At 72.6% G+C, this 19,033-nt stretch carries 20 protein-coding genes; 14 read left to right on the top strand and 6 right to left on the bottom strand.

Annotation, left to right across the window (positions count from 1 at the left end; translation table 11 throughout):
• Positions 1–58 precede the first annotated feature (58 nt).
• The 3 genes from OG470_RS36755 to OG470_RS36745 all read right to left on the bottom strand — a co-directional run bounded on the left by OG470_RS36755 (position 59) and on the right by OG470_RS36745 (position 2,955).
• On the bottom strand, positions 59–961 hold the full coding sequence (locus OG470_RS36755; protein ID WP_328419352.1) for a phytanoyl-CoA dioxygenase family protein: 903 nt from the start codon (positions 959–961) through the stop codon (positions 59–61).
• A 221-nt stretch (positions 962–1,182) separates the two neighbouring features.
• A complete protein-coding gene (locus OG470_RS36750; RefSeq protein WP_328419350.1) occupies positions 1,183–2,043 on the bottom strand; it encodes a hypothetical protein in 861 nt (286 codons plus the stop codon).
• A 126-nt stretch (positions 2,044–2,169) separates the two neighbouring features.
• Positions 2,170–2,955, bottom strand: coding sequence for an enoyl-CoA hydratase-related protein (locus OG470_RS36745; protein WP_328419348.1), 786 nt, complete (start codon positions 2,953–2,955; stop codon positions 2,170–2,172).
• 19 nt (positions 2,956–2,974) lie between these two features.
• Here OG470_RS36745 and hemW point away from each other — a divergent pair, with 19 nt between their 5' ends.
• The gene (gene hemW, locus OG470_RS36740) at positions 2,975–4,198 is read left to right on the top strand and encodes a radical SAM family heme chaperone HemW (RefSeq protein ID WP_328426841.1); all 1,224 of its coding nucleotides are present in this window, start codon (positions 2,975–2,977) and stop codon (positions 4,196–4,198) included.
• Between the two features lie 66 nt (positions 4,199–4,264).
• Here hemW and OG470_RS36735 read toward each other — a convergent pair whose 3' ends face one another.
• A complete protein-coding gene (locus OG470_RS36735) occupies positions 4,265–4,897 on the bottom strand; it encodes a DUF4870 domain-containing protein (protein ID WP_328419346.1) in 633 nt (210 codons plus the stop codon).
• 200 nt (positions 4,898–5,097) lie between these two features.
• Here OG470_RS36735 and hrcA point away from each other — a divergent pair, with 200 nt between their 5' ends.
• From hrcA to OG470_RS36720, 3 genes are all read left to right on the top strand, one after another.
• Positions 5,098–6,120: a heat-inducible transcriptional repressor HrcA gene (gene hrcA / locus OG470_RS36730; protein WP_328419344.1), complete on the top strand. Its 1,023-nt coding sequence runs from the start codon at positions 5,098–5,100 to the stop codon at positions 6,118–6,120.
• Positions 6,121–6,193: 73 nt separating this feature from the next.
• Complete coding sequence (gene dnaJ / locus OG470_RS36725) at positions 6,194–7,342, top strand: molecular chaperone DnaJ (RefSeq protein ID WP_328426840.1); 1,149 nt, start codon at positions 6,194–6,196, stop codon at positions 7,340–7,342.
• 23 nt (positions 7,343–7,365) lie between these two features.
• Complete coding sequence (locus OG470_RS36720; RefSeq protein WP_328419342.1) at positions 7,366–8,100, top strand: 16S rRNA (uracil(1498)-N(3))-methyltransferase; 735 nt, start codon at positions 7,366–7,368, stop codon at positions 8,098–8,100.
• A gap of 25 nt (positions 8,101–8,125) precedes the next feature.
• On the opposite strand, the gene OG470_RS36715 is transcribed toward OG470_RS36720, so the two are convergent.
• Positions 8,126–8,887, bottom strand: a complete 762-nt coding sequence (locus tag OG470_RS36715) for an SDR family NAD(P)-dependent oxidoreductase (RefSeq protein WP_328419340.1) — start codon at positions 8,885–8,887, stop codon at positions 8,126–8,128.
• Positions 8,888–8,981: 94 nt separating this feature from the next.
• Between OG470_RS36715 and OG470_RS36710 the strand changes: the two genes are divergently transcribed.
• The 8 genes from OG470_RS36710 (at position 8,982) to OG470_RS36675 (ending at position 16,423) form a co-directional block, all read left to right on the top strand.
• A complete protein-coding gene (locus OG470_RS36710) occupies positions 8,982–9,341 on the top strand; it encodes a histidine triad nucleotide-binding protein (RefSeq protein WP_328419338.1) in 360 nt (119 codons plus the stop codon).
• Positions 9,338–10,735 carry a serine hydrolase domain-containing protein gene (locus OG470_RS36705; protein WP_328419336.1) on the top strand — a complete coding sequence of 466 codons (1,398 nt, stop codon included), beginning with the start codon at positions 9,338–9,340 and terminating at the stop codon, positions 10,733–10,735. Before OG470_RS36710 ends, OG470_RS36705 begins: the two co-directional genes overlap by 4 nt.
• 131 nt (positions 10,736–10,866) lie before the next feature.
• Positions 10,867–11,925 carry a PhoH family protein gene (locus OG470_RS36700; RefSeq protein WP_328419334.1) on the top strand — a complete coding sequence of 353 codons (1,059 nt, stop codon included), beginning with the start codon at positions 10,867–10,869 and terminating at the stop codon, positions 11,923–11,925.
• Positions 11,926–11,940: 15 nt separating this feature from the next.
• A complete protein-coding gene (gene ybeY / locus OG470_RS36695) occupies positions 11,941–12,414 on the top strand; it encodes an rRNA maturation RNase YbeY (protein WP_109818397.1) in 474 nt (157 codons plus the stop codon).
• Complete coding sequence (locus tag OG470_RS36690; protein WP_386984698.1) at positions 12,390–13,811, top strand: hemolysin family protein; 1,422 nt, start codon at positions 12,390–12,392, stop codon at positions 13,809–13,811. Before ybeY ends, OG470_RS36690 begins: the two co-directional genes overlap by 25 nt.
• Positions 13,804–14,190 (top strand): cytidine deaminase, encoded by a 387-nt coding sequence (locus tag OG470_RS36685; RefSeq protein ID WP_328419326.1) that lies wholly within the window; start codon positions 13,804–13,806, stop codon positions 14,188–14,190. Before OG470_RS36690 ends, OG470_RS36685 begins: the two co-directional genes overlap by 8 nt.
• An 8-nt stretch (positions 14,191–14,198) precedes the next feature.
• Positions 14,199–15,095 (top strand): GTPase Era, encoded by an 897-nt coding sequence (gene era, locus OG470_RS36680; RefSeq protein ID WP_328426839.1) that lies wholly within the window; start codon positions 14,199–14,201, stop codon positions 15,093–15,095.
• Positions 15,096–15,283: 188 nt separating this feature from the next.
• The gene (locus OG470_RS36675; protein WP_328419324.1) at positions 15,284–16,423 is read left to right on the top strand and encodes an acyltransferase family protein; all 1,140 of its coding nucleotides are present in this window, start codon (positions 15,284–15,286) and stop codon (positions 16,421–16,423) included.
• Here the strand turns inward: OG470_RS36675 and OG470_RS36670 are convergent.
• The gene (locus tag OG470_RS36670; protein WP_328419322.1) at positions 16,410–17,216 is read right to left on the bottom strand and encodes a DUF4097 family beta strand repeat-containing protein; all 807 of its coding nucleotides are present in this window, start codon (positions 17,214–17,216) and stop codon (positions 16,410–16,412) included. The genes OG470_RS36675 and OG470_RS36670 overlap by 14 nt on opposite strands.
• 102 nt (positions 17,217–17,318) lie before the next feature.
• Between OG470_RS36670 and recO the strand changes: the two genes are divergently transcribed.
• Both recO and OG470_RS36660 read left to right on the top strand, forming a co-directional pair.
• Positions 17,319–18,221 carry a DNA repair protein RecO gene (gene recO / locus OG470_RS36665; RefSeq protein WP_328419320.1) on the top strand — a complete coding sequence of 301 codons (903 nt, stop codon included), beginning with the start codon at positions 17,319–17,321 and terminating at the stop codon, positions 18,219–18,221.
• Between the two features lie 4 nt (positions 18,222–18,225).
• A complete protein-coding gene (locus tag OG470_RS36660; RefSeq protein ID WP_121655422.1) occupies positions 18,226–19,002 on the top strand; it encodes an isoprenyl transferase in 777 nt (258 codons plus the stop codon).
• Positions 19,003–19,033 lie beyond the last annotated feature (31 nt).

The following is a 19,033-nucleotide window of genomic DNA, read 5'->3' as shown; positions in this document are numbered from 1 at the left end:
CCGGCGGACACGCGAGAGCCCCCGACATCGGCGATGTCAGGGGCTCTCGGCTAACGACTCAGCGAAGCCAGGGGACGCTGCGGTCCAGCAGGCCGCGCTCCTTGAGCTCCTTGCGCAGCGGGATCTCGTCGTCGACGTACCCGTCCCAGTTGATGCCCCAGTAGTTGGCGGTGTGGGTGCCCTCACCGATCAGCTGGCGCTGCACCGGCGTGCGGTTGCGGTACCACTCGCCGTTCAGGTCCGGGTGCAGCTCGTCCAGCGGGCGGATCCACCGGTAGGTGTAGCCCACGAAGAGCATCTTGCGGGTGATGGTCGACAGGTTCGTCGACCGGGAGTGCCACTGCCGGCGGTCGAAGATGAAGGCGTCGCCCGGCTTGGCGGTGATCTCCACCGTGCCCTCCGGGTCGGGGTTGTGCACGCTGAGGTCCTTGGGCCGGTCCAGCGAGTTCCACAGGTGGCTGCCAGGGATGACCTTGGTGGCGCCGCGGCCGGTCTCGGAGAGGTCGGAGAGCACGTACGCGACCTTCAGCGAGAACATCGGCCGGGGCAGGTTCGGGTCCATCGTCTCCGGGTCGGAGTTCTGCCGGTACCCGTCCTGGTGCCAACCCCAGTACGGCTTCTCCGGCTCGGCGGCCGGCGGAGTGACGTCCAGGTGGTTGTGGTGGGTGTAGATGTTCCAGCCGGCCAGCCCCCACATGTACGGGAAGGTGATCGGGTGGGTGAGCAGCTCACCGAAGAGCTCGTCGCGCTCCAGGAAGCCCAGCAGGTGCAGGGTGCCGTCCTTCTTGGTGGTGCCCTTTGCCTGCTCCTCCGCGTAGACGCGGTCGACCGCCGCCTCCAGCGCCGCCCGGTGGTCCTCCGTCAGGACGTTGCGCAGCAGGAGGAAGCCCTGCTCGTGAAACTCCTTGCGGTCAGTGTCGCTGATCGGTTCGTAGCCGGTCCGGTCGCCGTAATCGAACACCGCGTCGTACCCCTCCCCATGAGGTGAAATCATTTCTGGCACAGGCCGCCGATCGTAACGCGATCACCTTGGCAGCGGGGAGTGCGCATGACAGGAATGGACCTCAGCCGGACCATGCGCAGCGGAGCCACTCCGTAGAGTCAGATTTCCGCGATAAATAGCGGCGTTTGTTGGCTGTTGTCCGATTGTGCGGTGACTGCCGGTTAAGAGATCCGGGCCGCTCACCCCTCGGCGAACACCTCGGCCACCACCTGACCAGACGCGCTCTGCTCGCCGGTCACCCGCCCCCAGGTGCCGTCCCGGGCGGTCCACTCCAGGTCGCCGAAGCGGACCCGCTTCACCCCGTGGTCCTGGGCGTGCGAGACCAGCCAGTGCGCGTACCGCCAGCCGTCGCGCTGGTCGCCCGCGGTCACCGCCAGCCCGGTCTGGCCTGCGGTGTCCGTGCCCGACAACCCCCAGTCCAGCACCAGGTTGCGGGTCAGTTGGGCGGCCGCTGCCGCGCCGCGCATCACCGGGGTACGCCCCACCGTGCAGGCGACCGCCCCGGTGACGTCGCCCAGTAGCGCCCGGCTGAGCACCTCGGAGTCGTCGGCCCACTTCTGGTACGCCTCGGGGAACGCCGAGCGCTGCACCCGCTGGGCGGCGTCGGTGACCCGCATCTTCTCCCAGCCGCGCACCTTCTTCAGTGCCGCGTAGAACCGGTTCGCCGCGTAGCGCGGGTCGCGGATCTGTGTCGGGGTGCCCCAGCCCTGGCTCGGACGTTGCTGGAACAGGCCGACCGAGTCACGGTCGCCATCGGCGAGGTTGCGTAGCCCGGACTCCTGGTACGCGGTGGCCAGCGCGACCACCACGGCCCGCTCCGGCATCCCGCGCTGTGCGCCGATCGCCGCGATGGTCGCCGCGTTGGCCATCTGGTCGGCGTCCAGGGCGACCCGGCCGTCGGCTTGGACCGTGCATTTCCGGCTCGCCAGTGGTAGCTGCAGACGGTCCCCGACCTGCCGCACGACGAGCCAGACTGCGATCACGGCGACGAGGATGAGAACCACCCCGCCCGCCACGGCTGCACGAGTTCGCACCCACACCCCCAGATCGACAGTCCGCCAAGCGTACGTCCCCGATGGCGTCGTCCGGGTCGTCCGACCGGTTCACGCCCGAGGGGAGCGGGGAAGGCCAGAGTGACGTTCCCCGCCGTCGGCAGGACAAACCGGCTAATCCGCGGCGGGTACCCAGCTGGCGTCCCGCTTCTCCCGGAACGCGGTGACCCCTTCGCGTCCCTCGTCGCCGAGGAAGTAGCCCGTCGACAGCGCCGACAGCCGGGCCAGTTCGCCGCGCAACTCGGCGGTGCCCGGCCGGCGCAGCAGGTCCTTCGCGCCGGCCAGCGCGCCGGGCGCGCCGCGCACCAGCGAGTCGCAGTACCGGCGTACCGCCGCGTCCAGCCCGTCCGCCGGGACGGCGGCGGTGACCAGGCCGATCTCGGCGGCCCGCCGGCCGTCGAAGGTGTCCCCGGTCAGGTACAGCTCGGCGGCGGCGCGCGGGTGCAGCCGGGGCAGCACGGTCGCCGAGATGACCGCGGGGATCACCCCGATCCGCACCTCGGTGAAGGCGAACGTCGCCTCGTCGGCGCAGACCGCCAGGTCGGCGGCCGCGATCAGGCCCAACCCGCCGGCCCGCGCCGGCCCCGCCACCCGGGCCAGCACCGGCTTGGGGCACTCCCAGATCGCGGCGAGCACCTCGCCCAGCATCCCGGCCGGCACCGTCCCGCTGGCGTACGCCAAGGCGGTCTCCTTCAGGTCCGCACCTGAGCAGAAGACCGGGCCGGTGTGGTCCAGCACGATCACCCGGACCGCCTCGTCGGCGACCGCGTCGGCCAGCCCACCCAGCAGCTGGGTCATCAGGGCTGTGGAGAGTGCGTTGCGGTTGTGCGGGCTGTCCAGGGTGAGGGTGGTCACCCCGCGGGCCGTGGCGACCCGCACGAGGACGTCGGGAGAGGTCATGCCGGGCACACTAGTGGCCATGCCCGGCGTCCTTCCAGATGGTGAGACCGTCCCCGTCGACGGATCGCTGCCCGCCACCGCCACCGCCGCGGTCGGCCAGCGCGGTTTCGGCGTGTACGTGCACGTGCCCTTCTGCGCCAGCCGCTGCGGCTACTGCGACTTCAACACCTACACGGCGAGCGAGCTGGGCGGCGGTGCCAGCCGTGAGGGGTACGCCGACACGGTGCTGGCCGAGCTGGCGCTCGCCGCCCGGGTGCTCGGTGACAGCCCGCCGCCCCGGGTCGACACGGTCTTCGTCGGCGGTGGCACGCCCACCCTGCTCCCCGCCGACGACCTGGCCCGCATCCTCGACGGCATCGACCGCACCTGGGGGCTCGCCGCCGACGTCGAGGTGACCACCGAGGCCAACCCGGAGTCGGTCACCCCGGAATCGCTGAAGCTGCTGCGGGCAGCCGGCTACACCCGGATCTCGCTCGGCATGCAGTCCGCCTCCCCGGGGGTGCTGGCGATCCTCGACCGCAGGCACAGTGCCGGCCGGGCCACCGCCGCCGCCCTGGAGGCGCGCGACGCCGGGTTCGAGCACGTCAACCTGGACCTGATCTACGGCACTCCGGGGGAGCGGGCCGAGGACTTCGCCGCCTCGCTGGACCAGGTGGTGGCCGCCGGGGTGGACCACGTCAGCGCGTACGCCCTGATCGTGGAGGACGGCACCCGGCTGGCCGCCCGAATGCGTCGCGGTGAGCTGCCGTACCCCAGCGACGACGTCGCCGCGGACCGCTACCTGGCTGCGGAGGCCGCCCTCGACGCGGCCGGCCTGTCCTGGTACGAGGTCTCCAACTGGGCCCGCACCGACGAGGCCCGGTGCCGACACAACCTGCTCTACTGGACCGGCGCGGACTGGTGGGGTCTCGGCCCCGGGGCGCACAGCCACGTCGGCGGGGTGCGCTGGTGGAACGTCAAGCACCCGTCGGCGTACGCCCAGCGGTTGGCCGCCGGCGCGTCGCCCGGCCTGGCCCGGGAGGTGCTCACCGTCGACGAGGCGCACATGGAGGACGTCATGCTCCGGCTGCGGCTCGCCACCGGTTTGCCGCTGGCGGTGCTCGACGCCACCGGCCGGGCCGGCGCCGAGCGGGCGCTGGCCGGCGGCCTGCTGGCCGCCCCGGAGTACGCGGCCGGCCGGGCGGTGCTCACCCTGCGCGGCCGGCTGCTCGCCGACGCCGTGGTCCGCGACCTGCTGCCCTGACCGTCGCGCCGCCCCCCGGTCGGCGCGACGGTGTGCCGGACCGGCCGGGGGAGCGGCCGGCCCGGATCACTTGATGAAGCTGCCGGAGAGCGGGTAGCGGTAGAGCTGGCCCTCGTTGGCCTTGATCCCGGCGATGATGCCGAACACGGCGCCGAGGATGATCGCCGCCGCGACCGGAATGAAGCCGATCACGATGCAGGAGAGCACCCAGCCGACCAGGCCGACGATCGACCAGATGAGCTGGAAGTTGAGCGCCGCCACCGCGTGCGCCCGAACCGTCGGGGACTGGTTGCCCCGGGCCAGCATCGCCACCAGCGGGCCGATCCAGCCGAGCACGCCGCCGCTGATGATCATCCCGGCGGCGCCGCCGAAGTGCGCGACCAGCGCCCAGGTCTTGTCCTCGTTGTTGGCGTAGCCGCCGCCGGGGCCGCCGTAGGCGCCACCGGGCGGATAGCCGCCAGGAGGGTAGCCCCCGGCTGGCGGATAGCCGCCCGACGGAGGGTAGCCACCCGACGGCGGTTGGTCACCAGTGGGCGGCGGATAGCCACCGGCCGGGGGATAGCCGCCCGGGCCGGGTGCCCCGGACAGTGGTGCGGTGGGTGGCTCGGCCGAGGCGCCCGGAGAGGGCGGCGGGGATGTCGGGTCCGTCGGGTATCCGCCGGGGTCTCCCGCGCCGGGAGGGCGAGGTGGTTCAGTCATGGATGTCACGGTAAGGGCCCGTGGCAATGCCGCACCAGAGCGACACCGCCGGGTCGGCGCGGCTGAACGGACAGCGACGACCTTGATCATCGCGCCGGCGGGTACGCCGACGTAGACTGGCACTCGTTACAGTCGAGTGCCAGGACGGTCCGCCGGCCCCACCGTGGCCGGCGGCCGACGTGCGACAGGAGGTGCGGAGGATGGGTCTCGACGACCGCAAGCTAGCCGTGCTCCGCGCCATCGTCGAGGACTACGTCTCCACCCAGGAGCCCGTCGGCAGCAAGGCGCTGGTCGAGCGGCACCAGCTCGGCGTCTCCCCGGCCACGGTCCGCAACGACATGGCCGTGCTGGAGGAGGAGGGCTACATCCGGCAGCCGCACACCAGTGCCGGCCGGGTGCCCACCGACCGCGGCTACCGCCTCTTCGTCGACCGGCTGTCCCGGGTCAAGCCACTCAGCCCGGCCGAGCGCCGGGCCATCGAGCGTTTCCTGGTCGGTGCGGTCGACCTCGACGACGTGGTGCACCGCACCGTGCGGCTGCTCGCCCAGCTGACCCGGCAGGTCGCCGTCGTGCAGTACCCGAGCCTGGCCCGATCCTCGGTGCGGCACCTGGAGCTGGTGCCGATCTCCACCACCCGGCTGATGCTCGTCATGATCGCCGACACCGGTCGGGTGGAGCAGCGGCTGGTCGAGCTGCCCGGGCCGGTGCCCGCCGACGACGTCACCGACCTGCGTCGGCTGGTCAACGAGAAGCTCGCCGGCGCCCGGCTGTCCGATACGCCGCCGCTGGTGCAGACGCTGGTCGAAGAGGCGCCGACCGAGCTGCGTCCGACGATGACCACCCTCGCCACCGTGTTGCTGGAGACGCTGGTCGAGCGGCACGAGGAGCGGATCGCGCTGGCCGGCACCGCCAACCTCACCCGGGGCGGCCTGCTCGACTTCCAGGGCTCGCTGCGCCCGATCCTCGAAGCGCTGGAGGAGGAGGTCGTGCTCCTCAAGCTCATCGGCGAGACCGAGCCGAGCACGACCCGGGTGCTGATCGGCGACGAGAACGAGTTCGACAACCTGCGCGCCGCCTCGGTGGTCAGCACCGGGTACGGCCCCGGCGCCACCATCGTGGGCGGCCTGGGGGTGCTGGGGCCCACCCGCATGGACTACCCCGGCAACATCGCCACGGTGCGCGCCGTGGCACGCTACGTGGGCGAGCTGCTGGCCCAGAACTGACCAGTCAGGGCCGACGGCCGGCTCCGGCCGACGACCGGCGCAACGCGAGACGAACATGAGGACACGGAACGCAGTGGCCAGGGACTACTACGGCATTCTCGGTGTGAGCCGGGAAGCCTCCGACGACGAGATCAAGCGCGCCTACCGCAAGCTGGCGCGCCAGTTCCACCCGGACGTCAATCCGGACCCGGAGGCACAGGAGAAGTTCAAGGACATCAACGCCGCGTACGAGGTCCTCTCGGACGACCGGAAGCGGCAGATCGTCGACCTGGGCGGCGACCCGCTCGCCCCCGGTGGTGGCGGCGGCGCTGGCGGTCCGGGCGGTCCGGGCGGGGCCGGCCCGTTCGTCGGTTTCCAGGACATCATGGACGCGTTCTTCGGCGGCGCGGCGGGTGGCGCCCGTGGCCCGCGTCCGCGGACCCGGCCGGGCGCCGACGCGATCCTGCGCCTGGAGCTGGACCTGCACGAGACGGCGTTCGGCGTCGAGGCGCCGATCACCGTCGACACCGCGGTGCTCTGCACCACCTGCTCCGGCGCCGGCACGGCCGCCGGCACCCACCTGGCCACCTGCGAGGCGTGCGGCGGTCGGGGCGAGGTGCAGTCGGTGCAGCGCACCTTCCTCGGCCAGGTGGTCTCCGCCCGGCCGTGCACCGTCTGCCAGGGCTACGGCACCACCATCCCGCACCCCTGCCCCACCTGCGCCGGCGACGGCCGGGTGCGTACCCGCCGTTCGCTGACCGTCAAGATCCCGGCCGGTGTCGAGGACGGCATGCGGATCAGGCTGGCCCAGCAGGGCGAGGTGGGTCCGGGTGGCGGCACCGCCGGTGACCTCTACGTGGAGATCCACGAGCGGCCGCACGACGTGTACTCCCGCAAGGGCGACGACCTGCACTGCCGGGTCACCGTGCCGATGACCGCGGCGGCACTGGGCACCCGACTGACCATCAAGACACTGGACAGCGAGGAGACGGTCGACGTCAAGGCCGGCACCCAGCCGGCCAGCACCCTGCGGCTGCGCGCCCGGGGCGTGCCGCACCTGCGCGGCACCGGCCGGGGCGACCTCTACGTGCACCTGGACGTCCGGACGCCGACGAAGCTCGACCCGGACCAGGAGCGGATGTTGCGCGACTTCGCCAAGACCCGCGGTGAGGAGGTCGCCGAGCTGTCCAAGCAGGGCGGCTTCTTCTCCCGGATGCGCGACGCGTTCAACGGTCACGCCTGACCACTGCGGCTAGCCTGATCATCGTGTCCGCGCCGCTGTTCCTGGTCGAGTCCCTGCCCACCGCCGACGCGTTGACCCTCGACGGTCCCGAGGGGCACCACGCCGCCACCGTGCAGCGGTTGCGGGTCGGCGAGGAGTTGCTGCTCGCCGACGGCCGGGGCGGCACCGCCGCCGCCGTGGTCACCGCCGTCGGCCGGGGCAGCCTGGAGCTCACCGTCACCTCCCGGGGGTACGCGGACGCGCCCGTACCCCGGCTGGTGACCGTGCAGGGCATCGCCAAGGGCGACCGGGGTGAGCTGGCCGTGCAGGCGATGACCGAGGTCGGGGTCGACGAGATCGTGCCCTGGGCGGCGGCCCGTTCGGTGACCCAGTGGCGCGGTGACCGGGGCGTACGGGCCCGGGAGAAGTGGGTGGCCACCGCCCGGGAGGCGGCCAAGCAGGCCCGCCGGCCGTGGCTGCCGGTGGTGGCCGGTGCACCGGACGAGTCCACCGCGACGGTGGCCCGCCGGATCGCCGGTGCCGCCGCCGGGTTCGTGCTGCACGAGGAGGCCGAGGAGCGGCTGACCACGGCCGAGCTGCCGACCGCCGGGGAGATCGTCCTGGTGGTCGGCCCCGAGGGCGGCATCGACGCGGCCGAACTGACCGCGTTCCGCGCGGCCGGAGGCCGACCGGTGCGGCTCGGGCCGGCGGTGCTGCGCACCTCCACGGCCGGGGTCGCGGCGCTCAGCGTGCTCGCCACCCGGCTCAGCCGCTGGTGACCGTCCGACAGCTGCACCCCGGCGGTCAGCTGCGCAGGTAGGAGGCGCCGTTGAGGTCGACGATGGTGCCGGAGGCCCACTCGGCCTGTGGCGACGCCAGCCAGTGCACCGCGGCGGCGATCTCCTCCGGCCGGGCCACCCGGTCGAACGGGCTCTGTGCGCGGATCGCCGCGCCGCTCTCGCCGCGCAGGTGCTCGGTGGTCATGTCGGTCGCCACGAAGCCCGGCGCGACGGTGGCCACCGCGATGCCGTACGGCGCGAGCGCCACGGCGAGGGACTGGCCCAGCGCGTTCAGCCCCGCCTTGCTGGCGCCGTACGCCGGCTGCTGCGGCTCGCCGCGGAACGCGCCCCGGGACGAGACGTTGACGATCCGGCCGCCGCGCTCCCGCATGTGCTGGGCGGCACACCAGATGACGTTGCCGGCACCGGTCAGGTTGGTCTCCAGCACCTGCCGCCAGCGCCGCTGCCACTGCTCGTAGGACGCGCCGAAGATCGGGTGCGGGTCGTCCCGGTCGCCGTACACCCCGGCGTTGTTGACCAGCACGTCCAGCCCACCGAGCAGCTCGGCGGCCCGGTCCACCATGGCCCGCACCGCATCCGGGTCGGTGAGGTCGGCGCGGACCACCACGTGCCCCTCGCCGGGCAGCTGCGCGCACAGCTCCTCGGCCGCGTCCGCCGAGTCGCGGTGGTGGATCGCCACCCGGTCGCCACCGGCCGCGAACGCTGTCGCCACCGCCCGCCCGATTCCGCGCGAGGCCCCGGTCACCAGTACCGCCCGATCCGTCATGCAGGGCATCCTGCCGTAGCCGGCGCGAACGCCGGGAAGGGACCCTTGCGCCACCGGAGGCGTTGACAGGGGGCCCTTTCCTTACACTGCCCGGATGGGATCCGACTGCCTGTTCTGCCGCATCGTCGCCGGGGAGATCCCGGCCACCGTGGTCCGGGAGACCGCCACCACGCTCGCCTTCCGGGACATCGACCCGAAGGCGCCGGTGCACCTCCTGGTCATTCCGAAGGAGCACTACGCCGACGTCGCCACCCTCGCCGAGGGTGACCCGGCGCTGGCCGGCGAGGTGCTGGCCACGGCCGCCGCGGTGGCGGACGACGAGGGGCTGCTCGGCGACGGATTCCGGCTGATGTTCAACACCGGCGCGTACGGCGGCCAGGAGGTCTTCCACGCGCACGCGCACCTGCTCGGTGGCGCGCCGCTCGGCCCGATGCTCGCCCGGGACCTGGCGTGAGCACTGGGCCGGGGCCCGACGCCCGCGTGGACGAGCGGCTGGGCCGCCTGGTCCGCCGGGTGCAGGCCGACGCCCGGGTGCCGGCGGTGTCGGCGGCGCTGCACCGGGCCGACCGGCCGCTGTGGCAGTGCACCGTGGGCGACACCGGCAGCGACAACGCGCTGGGACCGCGCACCCAGTTCCGGATCGGCTCGGTGACCAAGACGTTCACCGCGGTGCTCACCCTCCAGTGCCGCGACGACGGGCTGCTGGACCTGGACGACCCGGTGGGCCGGCACCTGGACCTGCCGGCGCACGGAGAGCTGACCGTCCGCCGGCTGCTCTCGCACACCGGCGGCCTGCAGCGCGAGCCGTTCGGTGACGTCTGGGACACCCTGAGCGCGCCGGACGACGATCGGCTGGTGGCCGAGCTGGACCGGGCCGAGCGGGTGCTGCCGCCGGCCCGCCGCTTCCACTACTCCAACCTCGGGCTCGCCGTGCTCGGCCAGTTGGTCGCCCGCCTGCGTGGTGGCAGTTGGGCGCAGGTGCTCACCGAGCGGGTGCTGACGCCGTTGGGGCTGACCGACACCACGGTGACCCCCGGGCCGGCTGCGGCCACCGGGTTCCTGGTCGACGCGTACTCCGACGAGGCGCATCCGGAGCCGCCGACCGATTTCGGCGCGGTCGGCCCGGCCGCCCAGCTCTGGAGCACCGCGACCGACATGGCCCGCTGGGCGGCGTTCCTCGCCGACCCGGCGGCGCTCGACCCGGCCGGCGCGGTGCTCACCCTCGGCACCCTGGACGAGATGCGCTGGCCGCTGACCACCACCGACGAGACGCTCTGGGGCGCCGGCTTCGGGCTCGGGCTGATCCTCATCCCGCAGGGCGAGCGGGTGGTGCACGTGGGGCACGACGGGGCGATGCCCGGTTTCCTGGCCGCGGTCTACGGCCGGCGGGGTGGCGACGGCACGGCGGGCGCGATGGGTGCCGCGGTGCTCGGCTCCTCCGGCACGGCGGCGGAGCTGTTCGACCTGCCGCACCAGCTGCTCGCCGCGGCGGTCGAGCACGACCCGGCCGAGATCGAGCCGTGGCGGCCCGGCCCACCTGCTCCGGCGGCCCTGCGGGGCGTGCTCGGCCGCTGGTGGGGTGAGGGTTTCGAGTACGTCTTCTCCTGGCACGACGGCACCCTGCGGGCGCGCGGGGCCGGCGACCCGGCGGGGCGCCCGCCAGCGGTGTTCACCCCGCTGCCGGACCGCCCGGACGTGTTCCGCACGGTCTCCGGTCGGGAGGCCGGCGAGCTGCTGAGGATGACCCGGGACGAGGCCGGCACGGTGGTCCGGATGCACTGGGCGACGTACCGCTTCTCGCGCCACCAGGAGACCTTCGACCGGTACGACTTCCGGTCCGGGAGTTGATCGCGGCCAGCGGAAATGGACACGATGCGGGCCGCGTTGACCCGATACGATGGGTGTAACGTCCGCACGCCGTGCCAGTAGAGCCGGCGCTGAGATCGAGAGCAGGTGCGCAGGGGCCTTCGGCCCGACCTATGACCGGCACCCCACCTCCCGGCCCGCCCCGGGTGCAGACCAGGATCACCGTGCCCGACTCGAAGATCATGGTCAATCTGCTTGGCGCGGGTGACGAGATCCTTCGACTCGTCGAACGCTCGGTCACCAGTGACGTGCACGTCCGTGGCAACGAGATCACCATCACCGGCGCCCCTGCGGACAACGCCCTCGCCGAGCGGGTCTTCAGCGAGCTACTCGAACTCATCGAGAAAGGCGAGACCCTGACCACTGACGCGGTAAGACGTACCGTCGGCATGCTCGAGCAGGGTAGCGCCGAGCGGCCCGCCGAGGTTCTGACGCTCAACATCCTCTCCCGGCGCGGGCGCACCATCCGTCCCAAGACGCTCGGGCAGAAGCGGTACGTCGACGCTATCGACTCGCACACCATTGTCTTCGGCATCGGCCCGGCCGGCACCGGCAAGACCTACCTGGCGATGGCGAAGGCCGTCCAGGCGTTGCAGGCCAAGCAGGTCAACCGGATCATCCTGACCCGACCGGCGGTTGAGGCGGGCGAGCGGCTGGGCTTCCTGCCCGGCACGCTGAACGAGAAGATCGACCCGTACCTGCGCCCGCTCTACGACGCGCTGCACGACATGCTCGACCCGGAGTCGATCCCGAAGCTGATGGCCGCGGGCACGATCGAGGTCGCCCCGCTGGCGTACATGCGGGGCAGGACGCTCAATGACGCGTTCATCATCCTGGACGAGGCGCAGAACACGACGCCCGAGCAGATGAAGATGTTCCTCACCCGGCTCGGCTTCAATTCCAAGATCGTCGTCACCGGTGACGTCACCCAGGTGGACCTTCCCGGCGGGACGACCAGCGGTCTGCGGGTGGTCCGGGACATCCTGGAGAACGTCGAGGACGTGCACTTCGCCCAGTTGTCCAGCTCCGACGTGGTCCGCCACCAGCTGGTCGGGCAGATCGTCGACGCGTACGCCCGCTGGGACGCCGAGCGGGAGAACCAGCAGGCACAGGGTGTCCACGCCGTGCCCGGGCGACCCGCCCAGGGCGGCCGGGCCGGCCGACGCCGCTAAAGCAGAGGAAAGCAGTTGTCCATCGAGATCGCCAACGAGTCCGGCGTCGACGTTGATACCGACGCCGTGCTCGCCGTCGCCCGGCACGCCCTCGACGAGATGGGGGTCAACCCCCTCGCCGAGCTGTCCGTGCTGCTGGTCGACATCGACTACATGACCGAGCTGAACCACCGCTGGATGGGCGGCGAGGGCCCGACCGACGTGCTCGCCTTCCCCATGGACGAGGGCAGCGTCGACCACGGCCCGGGCGAGAGCGCCCCGGCCGGCGGTGAGCCCGCCCTGCTCGGTGACATCGTGCTCTGCCCCGAGGTGGCGGCCAAGCAGGCGGCGACCGCCGGGCACGCCCCGGCCGACGAGCTGCACCTGCTCACCGTGCACGGGGTGCTGCACCTGCTCGGGTACGACCACGCCGAGCCGGAGGAGGAGCGGGAGATGTTCGCGCTCCAGGCCCGACTGCTGGCGAGCTGGCGGTCGACCCGCAACCAGTGATGTCCACTCCACTACTGGCGGCCGGCCCCACGGCCGGCCTACCCGATCTACAACTGATCGTCTTCGCGGCCGGCCTGGTCGTGCTGGCCGGCGTGATCGCGATGACCGAGGCGGCGCTCGCCGCCGTCTCCCCGGCCCGCGCCGCCGAGTTGGCCCGGGACGGCGTACGCGGCGCCCGGACCCTCCAGGCGGTGGCCGGCGACGTGGTCCGGCACCTCAACCTGCTCCTGCTGTTGCGGCTGCTCGCCGAGCTGACCGCCACCACGCTGGTGGCCCTGGTCGCGGTGGACAGCTTCGGCGCCGGCTGGCGGGCCGCGCTGGTCACCGCCGGCGCGATGACCGTGGTCAGCTTCGTGGTGGTCGGGGTCGCCCCGCGCACCATCGGCCGGCAGCACGCGTACGCCGTGGGGCGGGCGGTGGCGCCACTGGTCCGCTGGCTGGGCCGGGCGCTCAACCCACTCGCGTCGCTGCTCATCCTGATCGGCAACGCGGTCACCCCGGGGCGCGGCTTTCGGGAGGGACCGTTCGCCACCCAGGTGGAGCTGCGCGAGCTCGTCGACCTGGCCGAGCAACGGGGTGTGGTCGAACACGGCGAACGACAGATGATCCACTCGGTCTTCGCGCTCGGCGACACCATCGCCCGTGAGGTGATGGTGCCGCGTACCGAGATGGTGTGGATCGAGGAGGGCAAGACGCTCTCGCAGGCGCTGGCGCTCTTCCTGCGTTCCGGCTTCTCCCGCATCCCGGTGATCGGCGAGAGCGTCGACGACGTGCTGGGCGTGCTCTATCTCAAGGACCTGATCCGGCGCTCCCGGGGCGGTGACCCGGCCGCCGAGCAACTGCCGGTGGCCGAGCTGATGCGCCCGGCGACCTTCGTACCGGAGTCCAAGCCGGTCGACGACCTGCTGTCGGAGATGCAGGCGGCCCGCAACCACCTGGTCATCGTCGTCGACGAATACGGCGGCACCGGCGGCCTGGTCACCATCGAGGACATCCTGGAGGAGATCGTCGGCGAGATTACCGACGAGTACGATGTCGAACGCCCGCCGGTCGAACGTCTGGCCGACTCCTCGGTGCGGGTCACCGCCCGCCTGCCGGTGGAGAATCTCGGCGAGCTGTTCCACACCGACCTGCCCGCCGACGAGGTGGAGACGGTCGGTGGTCTGTTGGCCCAGTCGCTCGGGCGGGTGCCGATCCCCGGAGCGGAGGTCGAGGTGGCCGGCCTCCGGCTGGTCGCCGAGGGCACCACCGGCCGACGCAACCGGATCGACACCGTCCTGGTCAGCCGGGTGGAGCCGGGCGACGAGCAGGACAACGGAGGGCGCGGCGAGCAGGCCGGCCCCGGAGACGACCAGGACCACAATCGAGACGAGGAGAGGCAACCCGCCGATGCCTGACACACCCGCCGCGCACGCCGCCCGGCCCACCCCCACCGCGCCGGCCCCGCTGAGCGCCGAGGACGGCAAGCTCGTCGTCCTGGCCCGGGGAGCCCGCGGGCGGGTCGGCGCCGTGGAGGGCGCCGCGGTCCGGGACCAGGACGGCCGGACGTACGCGGCCGCCAGCGTCGCGCTGCCCTCGCTGACCCTCACCGCGTTGCAACTGGCGGTGGCCTCGGCCGTGGCGGCCGGGGCGACCCGGCTGGAGGCGGCGGCGGTGGTGACCGAGGCGTCGACGCTGGACGGCGCCGGGCACGCGGTGGTGCGTGACCTCGCCGTGGACGCGCCGATCCACGTGGCCGCACCGGACGGCACCGTGCTCGGCACGGTGACCCAGTGACCGGCGGCGTGAAGGATCCGGAGGCACGCCCCTACCGGGCCGGGTTCGGCTGTTTCGTCGGCCGACCCAACGCCGGCAAGTCCACGCTGACCAACGCCATCGTCGGCACCAAGATCGCGATCACCTCGAACAAGCCGCAGACCACCCGGCACGTCATCCGGGCCGTGCTGCACCGGCCGGAGTCGCAGCTGGTCCTGGTCGACACGCCGGGCCTGCACCGCCCCCGTACGCTGCTCGGCGAGCGCCTCAACGACCTGGTCCGATCGACCTGGACCGAGGTGGACGTGATCGGCCTGTGCATCCCGGCCGACGAGCCGGTCGGGCGCGGCGACCGGTTCATCACCGGCGAGTTGGCCGAGCTGAAGGCGACCGTGCTGGCCGTGGTCACCAAGACCGACCTGGTGGACAAGCGCCGCCTGGCCGAGCAGTTGCTCGCGGTCAGCAAGATGGGCGAGTTCGCCGAGATCGTGCCGGTGAGCGCGGTCTCCGGGCACCAGGTGGACACCCTTGTCGACGTGATGACCAGCTACCTGCCGCCGTCGCCGCAGCTCTACCCGGACGACATGCTGACCGACGACCCGGAGCAGGTGCTGGTCGCGGAGCTGATCCGGGAGGCGGCCCTGGAAGGGGTCCGCGACGAGCTGCCGCACTCCATCGCGGTGGTGGTGGAGGAGATGATCCCCGAGGGTCAGCTCATGAAGATTTACGCCGACCTGTATGTGGAGCGGCCCAGCCAGAAGGCGATCGTGCTCGGTCACCGGGCGAGCCGGCTCAAGGAGGTCGGCACCAACGCCCGCAAGCAGATCGAGGAGTTGCTCGGCACCCGGGTCTACCTGGACCTGCACGTGCGGGTGGCGAAGGACTGGCAGCGCGACCCGAAGCAGCTGCGCAAGCTGGGCTTCTGACCCGTCTCACCGGTCCGGCCGGGCACTCCGGTCGGGCCGGCCGAGGGGTGGGTGCCACCCGGCAACACGATCATCTTCGGTCGGGCCGATGGCAAGATTCACGTTTGATCGGGGCCACGGCCGTTTGGCGATGCCGCCGCGCAGGGTAGGGGAGGTACATCCCGCGTCCCCGACCCAGATGCAGGCTGATGCGCAACAGGTACCTAGATCTGCTCCGTTTCCTGGCCATCGTCCGAGTGGTCGTCTACCACGTCACCGGGTGGGCGACCCTCACGCTCGTCTTTCCTGCCATGTCGGTGATGTTCGCGCTGGCCGGCTCGTTGATGGCCGCCTCGCTGAACCGCTCGGGGCCGGTGGCGGTCGGCCGCCGGCTGCGCCGGTTGCTGCCGTCGCTGTGGGTGATGGCCGCGGTCTTCGTGCCGGCCATGCTGTTCACCGGGCTGCCGGTGACGCCGCGGCTGCTGCTGTGGTTGTTCCCGATCGCTGACCCGCCGGCCAACAACTGGGGTGCCCTGGCGCTGAGCGTCATCTGGTATCTGCGCGACTACCTGTGGTTCGTGCTCGCCTCACCGATCGCGCTCTGGCTGTTCCGGCGTGCCCCGCTGCCCACCCTGCTCGCCCCGTACCTCCTGCTGGTGGCGATCGAGGTGGGGATCTACCCGGCGCCCCCGGCGGTGCTGCGCGAGTTCGGGCTCTATTTCGGCGCGTGGCTGCTCGGCTTCGCCCACCAGGCCGGGATGCTGCGCCGGCTCGCCGGCCGGGTGCTGTACCCGGCGGCGCTGGTGCTCGCCGCGGCCGGCGGGGCCTGGATCGTCGCGCATCCAGGCCCGCGCGGGTACGACCTCAACGACAACCATCTCGGCAACGCCCTCTGGTCCACCGCGTTCATCCTGATCGTTCTTGGTCGGGCACCGGCCGGGATCGACTGGCTGAGGCGTAGCCGGTTGGCCGACCGGGCGGTAACCGTGGTCAATCGGCGGGCGCTCACCATCTACCTCTGGCACATGCCCTTCGTGGTGGCGCTCACCCCGCTGGTGGACGTGGTCGGCTGGTCCCACCAGGATCCGCTGGGGCTGGCCATCCGGGTGCTGCTGGTCTTCGCACTGGTCGGGGTGGTGACCCTGGCCGTCGGCTGGGTCGAGGACGTCGCCGCCCGCCGGCGCCCGGAACTGCTCCCCGGTGGCCCGCCCCGCCAGTCCGGCCCGCCGATCCGCTCCGACAATCGACCGGCGAACCAGACCGGCGTGGGGGCGACCGTCGGACGGCCCGTCGTACCGGCGCAGCGGGTGGCCGGGGAGGCGGCCACCGTCGAGGTCAGCGCTCGCTGATCGTCACGTTGCCGCTGCCCGCCGAGCCGTCGAGCACCAGCGACGCGGCCGGGTTGTCGGCAACGGTGACCCGCGCGTCGCCGGAGCCGGTGCTGGAGCGGACCCGGTAGCTGCCCGCCGGCACCACCAGCGTGACGTCCCCGCTGGAGGCGTGCGCCCGGGCCGAGGCCGGCGCGTCCAGCTCGACCGTGACGTTGCCGGACTGAGCCTCGGCGTCGACCGCGCCGCTCAGCCGGCGCGCGGCGATGTCCCCGGACGAGGCGCGTAGCCGTACCGCCGCGCTGGCCTCGCTCACGACGATGTCGCCGGAGCCGGTCTCCACGCCGACCGCGCCAGTGGCGCCGGCGACCCGCACGTCGCCCGAGCCGAGTCGCAGGTCGACCGTGCCGACCCGGGTCAGCTCGACATCGCCGGAGCCGGTCTCGCCCTGCACGGCGACCCCCTCCGGCACGGTCACCTCGTAGGAGATGCTGCACCGGTCGCCGCAGTCGGCGTCCAGTAGCAGTTCGCCGTCCTTGATCTCGTACCGGCTGTTGGGCTCGCCGCCCTGGTAGCGCACCACCCGCTTGATCCGCACCTCGGACGCCGAGCCGGTGCCGTGCACCACCAGGTCGCCGGAACCGGGCAGCACCCGGATCGTGGTGATCTTCACCGCCTCGGTGTTGTCGTAGTCGAGGCGGCGGAACGCCAGGTTGTCGCACCCGGTGAGCAGGATGAGGGCGGTGGCCGCCCCCAGTGCGACGGGAGCGACGGCGCGGTGACGGGGGTGGCCGGTGGTCCGGTGCAGTGCCATGTCCAGCACGCTACGGCCGGTCGCGCGCCGGGCGCATCGGGGTTCGTCCGCGCGTCCACCCCGATCCGACCCTGATTTCACACCCCGAGGGAGAATGGTCCGATGGCCGGGTATCGCCGACAGCTCTACCGCGACGACGCGGTGGTGCTGCGCGTGCAGAAGCTCGGCGAGTCCGACCGGATCATCACCCTGCTCACCCGCCGGCACGGCCGGCTGCGCGCGGTGGCCCGGGGGATCCGCCGCACGACCAGCAAGTTCGGTGCTCGCCTGGAGCCGTTCGGCCACGTCGACCTCCAGCTCGCCGGTGACCCGAAGGGCAACCACGGCAGCTCGCTGCACACCGTCAGCCAGGTCGAGGGCATCGAGCTGTACGGCAAGCGGTTCCTCGGGGACTACCCCCGTTACACGGCGGCCAGCGCGATCGCCGAGACCGCCGAGCGGCTGACCCCGGTGGAGCGGGAGCCGTCGCTGCGGCTTTTCCAGCTCACCGTGGGCGCGTTGAAGGCGCTGTCCCGGGGCGAGCACGCCACCACGCTGGTGCTCGACGCGTACCTGCTGCGCGGGATGGCCCTCGCGGGCTGGGCGCCGGCGCTGATCGCGTGCGCGGTCTGCGGCACACCCGGGCGGCACCGGGCGTTCTCCGTACCGGCCGGTGGCGCGGTCTGCCCGGACTGCCGACCGCCCGGCGCGGCCCATCCCGCGCCGGCCACCATCGACCTGATGTCCGCGCTGGCCACCGGCGACTGGGTGGTCGCCGACGCCACCGAGACCGGCGTCCGCCGGGAGTGCAGTGGGCTGGTCGCGGCGCACCTGCAGTGGCATCTGGAACGCGCGCTACGCTCGCTCCCGCTGGTCGACCGGGGTCCCTCGGTGACCGGCACGGTCCCGCCGTCGGGGGGCGCTGGGGCCGCGATGCTCCGGCCGCGCGGCGACGTCGAGGCCGGGGCGGACGGTGCGAGCAGGGGGAGAGAGAGTGATCCGATCGATGAGGGCCGGCCGGCGTGAGCCGATGCCGCCGACACCGCACCCGTCGGGCGCCCGTCCGCCGGCGCTGCCCACCGAGGCGGTGCCAAAGCACGTCGCCGTGGTGATGGACGGCAACGGCCGGTGGGCCAAGGAGCGCGGGCTGCCGCGCACCAAGGGTCACGAGGCGGGGGAGCACAGCCTCTTCGACACCATCGAGGGTGCGATCGAGATGGGCATCCCCTACCTGTCGGCGTACGCGTTCTCCACGGAGAACTGGCGGCGCTCGCCGGACGAGGTCCGGTTCCTGATGGGGTTCAACCGGGACGTCATCCGCCGCCGCCGCGACCAGTTGGTCGACCTCGGTGTCCGGGTGGTCTGGTCGGGTCGGCCCGGGCGCCTGTGGAAGAGCGTCATCTCCGAGCTGCAGACCGCCGAGGAGATGTCCCGCGGCAACTCGACGCTGACCCTGCAGTTCTGCGTCAACTACGGGGGGCAGGCGGAGATCGGTGACGCCGCCGCCGCGATCGCCCGCGACGTGGCGGCCGGCCGACTGGATCCGGCGAAGGTCACCGAGAAGACCGTGGCGAAGTACCTCTACCACCCGGAGATCCCGGAGGTGGACCTGTTCCTGCGCCCCTCCGGGGAGGAACGGATCTCCAACTTCCTGCTCTGGCAGACCGCGTACGCCGAGCTGGTCTTCCTGGACACGCTCTGGCCGGATTTCGACCGCCGCCACCTCTGGTACGCCTGCGAGCTGTACGCCCAGCGGGACCGGCGGTTCGGCGGTGCGCTGCCCAACCCGGTCGCCCCGGTGGGCTGAGAGGCTTACCGGCACGTCACGCTGGGTATCA

Source organism: Micromonospora sp. NBC_00389 (genome assembly GCF_036059255.1).
In the GTDB taxonomy this organism is placed as follows: Bacteria; Actinomycetota; Actinomycetes; order Mycobacteriales; family Micromonosporaceae; genus Micromonospora.
The sequence above is the reverse complement of the archived record's forward strand: the minus strand, read 5'-3'. Positions and strand labels throughout refer to the sequence as shown.

What these genes read in the sequence shown, in the direction of transcription:
- OG470_RS36685 (WP_328419326.1), top strand. Translation starts at nt 13,804, where the DNA reads ATGCCTGACACACCCGCCGCGCACGCCGCCCGGCCCACCCCCACCGCG.
- OG470_RS36735 (WP_328419346.1), bottom strand. Translation starts at nt 4,897, where the DNA reads ATGACTGAACCACCTCGCCCTCCCGGCGCGGGAGACCCCGGCGGATAC.
- recO (WP_328419320.1), top strand. Translation starts at nt 17,319, where the DNA reads ATGGCCGGGTATCGCCGACAGCTCTACCGCGACGACGCGGTGGTGCTG.
- OG470_RS36675 (WP_328419324.1), top strand. Translation starts at nt 15,284, where the DNA reads ATGCGCAACAGGTACCTAGATCTGCTCCGTTTCCTGGCCATCGTCCGA.
- OG470_RS36715 (WP_328419340.1), bottom strand. Translation starts at nt 8,887, where the DNA reads ATGACGGATCGGGCGGTACTGGTGACCGGGGCCTCGCGCGGAATCGGG.
- hemW (WP_328426841.1), top strand. Translation starts at nt 2,975, where the DNA reads ATGCCCGGCGTCCTTCCAGATGGTGAGACCGTCCCCGTCGACGGATCG.
- OG470_RS36660 (WP_121655422.1), top strand. Translation starts at nt 18,226, where the DNA reads ATGCCGCCGACACCGCACCCGTCGGGCGCCCGTCCGCCGGCGCTGCCC.
- OG470_RS36745 (WP_328419348.1), bottom strand. Translation starts at nt 2,955, where the DNA reads ATGACCTCTCCCGACGTCCTCGTGCGGGTCGCCACGGCCCGCGGGGTG.
- OG470_RS36700 (WP_328419334.1), top strand. Translation starts at nt 10,867, where the DNA reads ATGACCGGCACCCCACCTCCCGGCCCGCCCCGGGTGCAGACCAGGATC.
- OG470_RS36710 (WP_328419338.1), top strand. Translation starts at nt 8,982, where the DNA reads ATGGGATCCGACTGCCTGTTCTGCCGCATCGTCGCCGGGGAGATCCCG.
- OG470_RS36670 (WP_328419322.1), bottom strand. Translation starts at nt 17,216, where the DNA reads ATGGCACTGCACCGGACCACCGGCCACCCCCGTCACCGCGCCGTCGCT.
- hrcA (WP_328419344.1), top strand. Translation starts at nt 5,098, where the DNA reads ATGGGTCTCGACGACCGCAAGCTAGCCGTGCTCCGCGCCATCGTCGAG.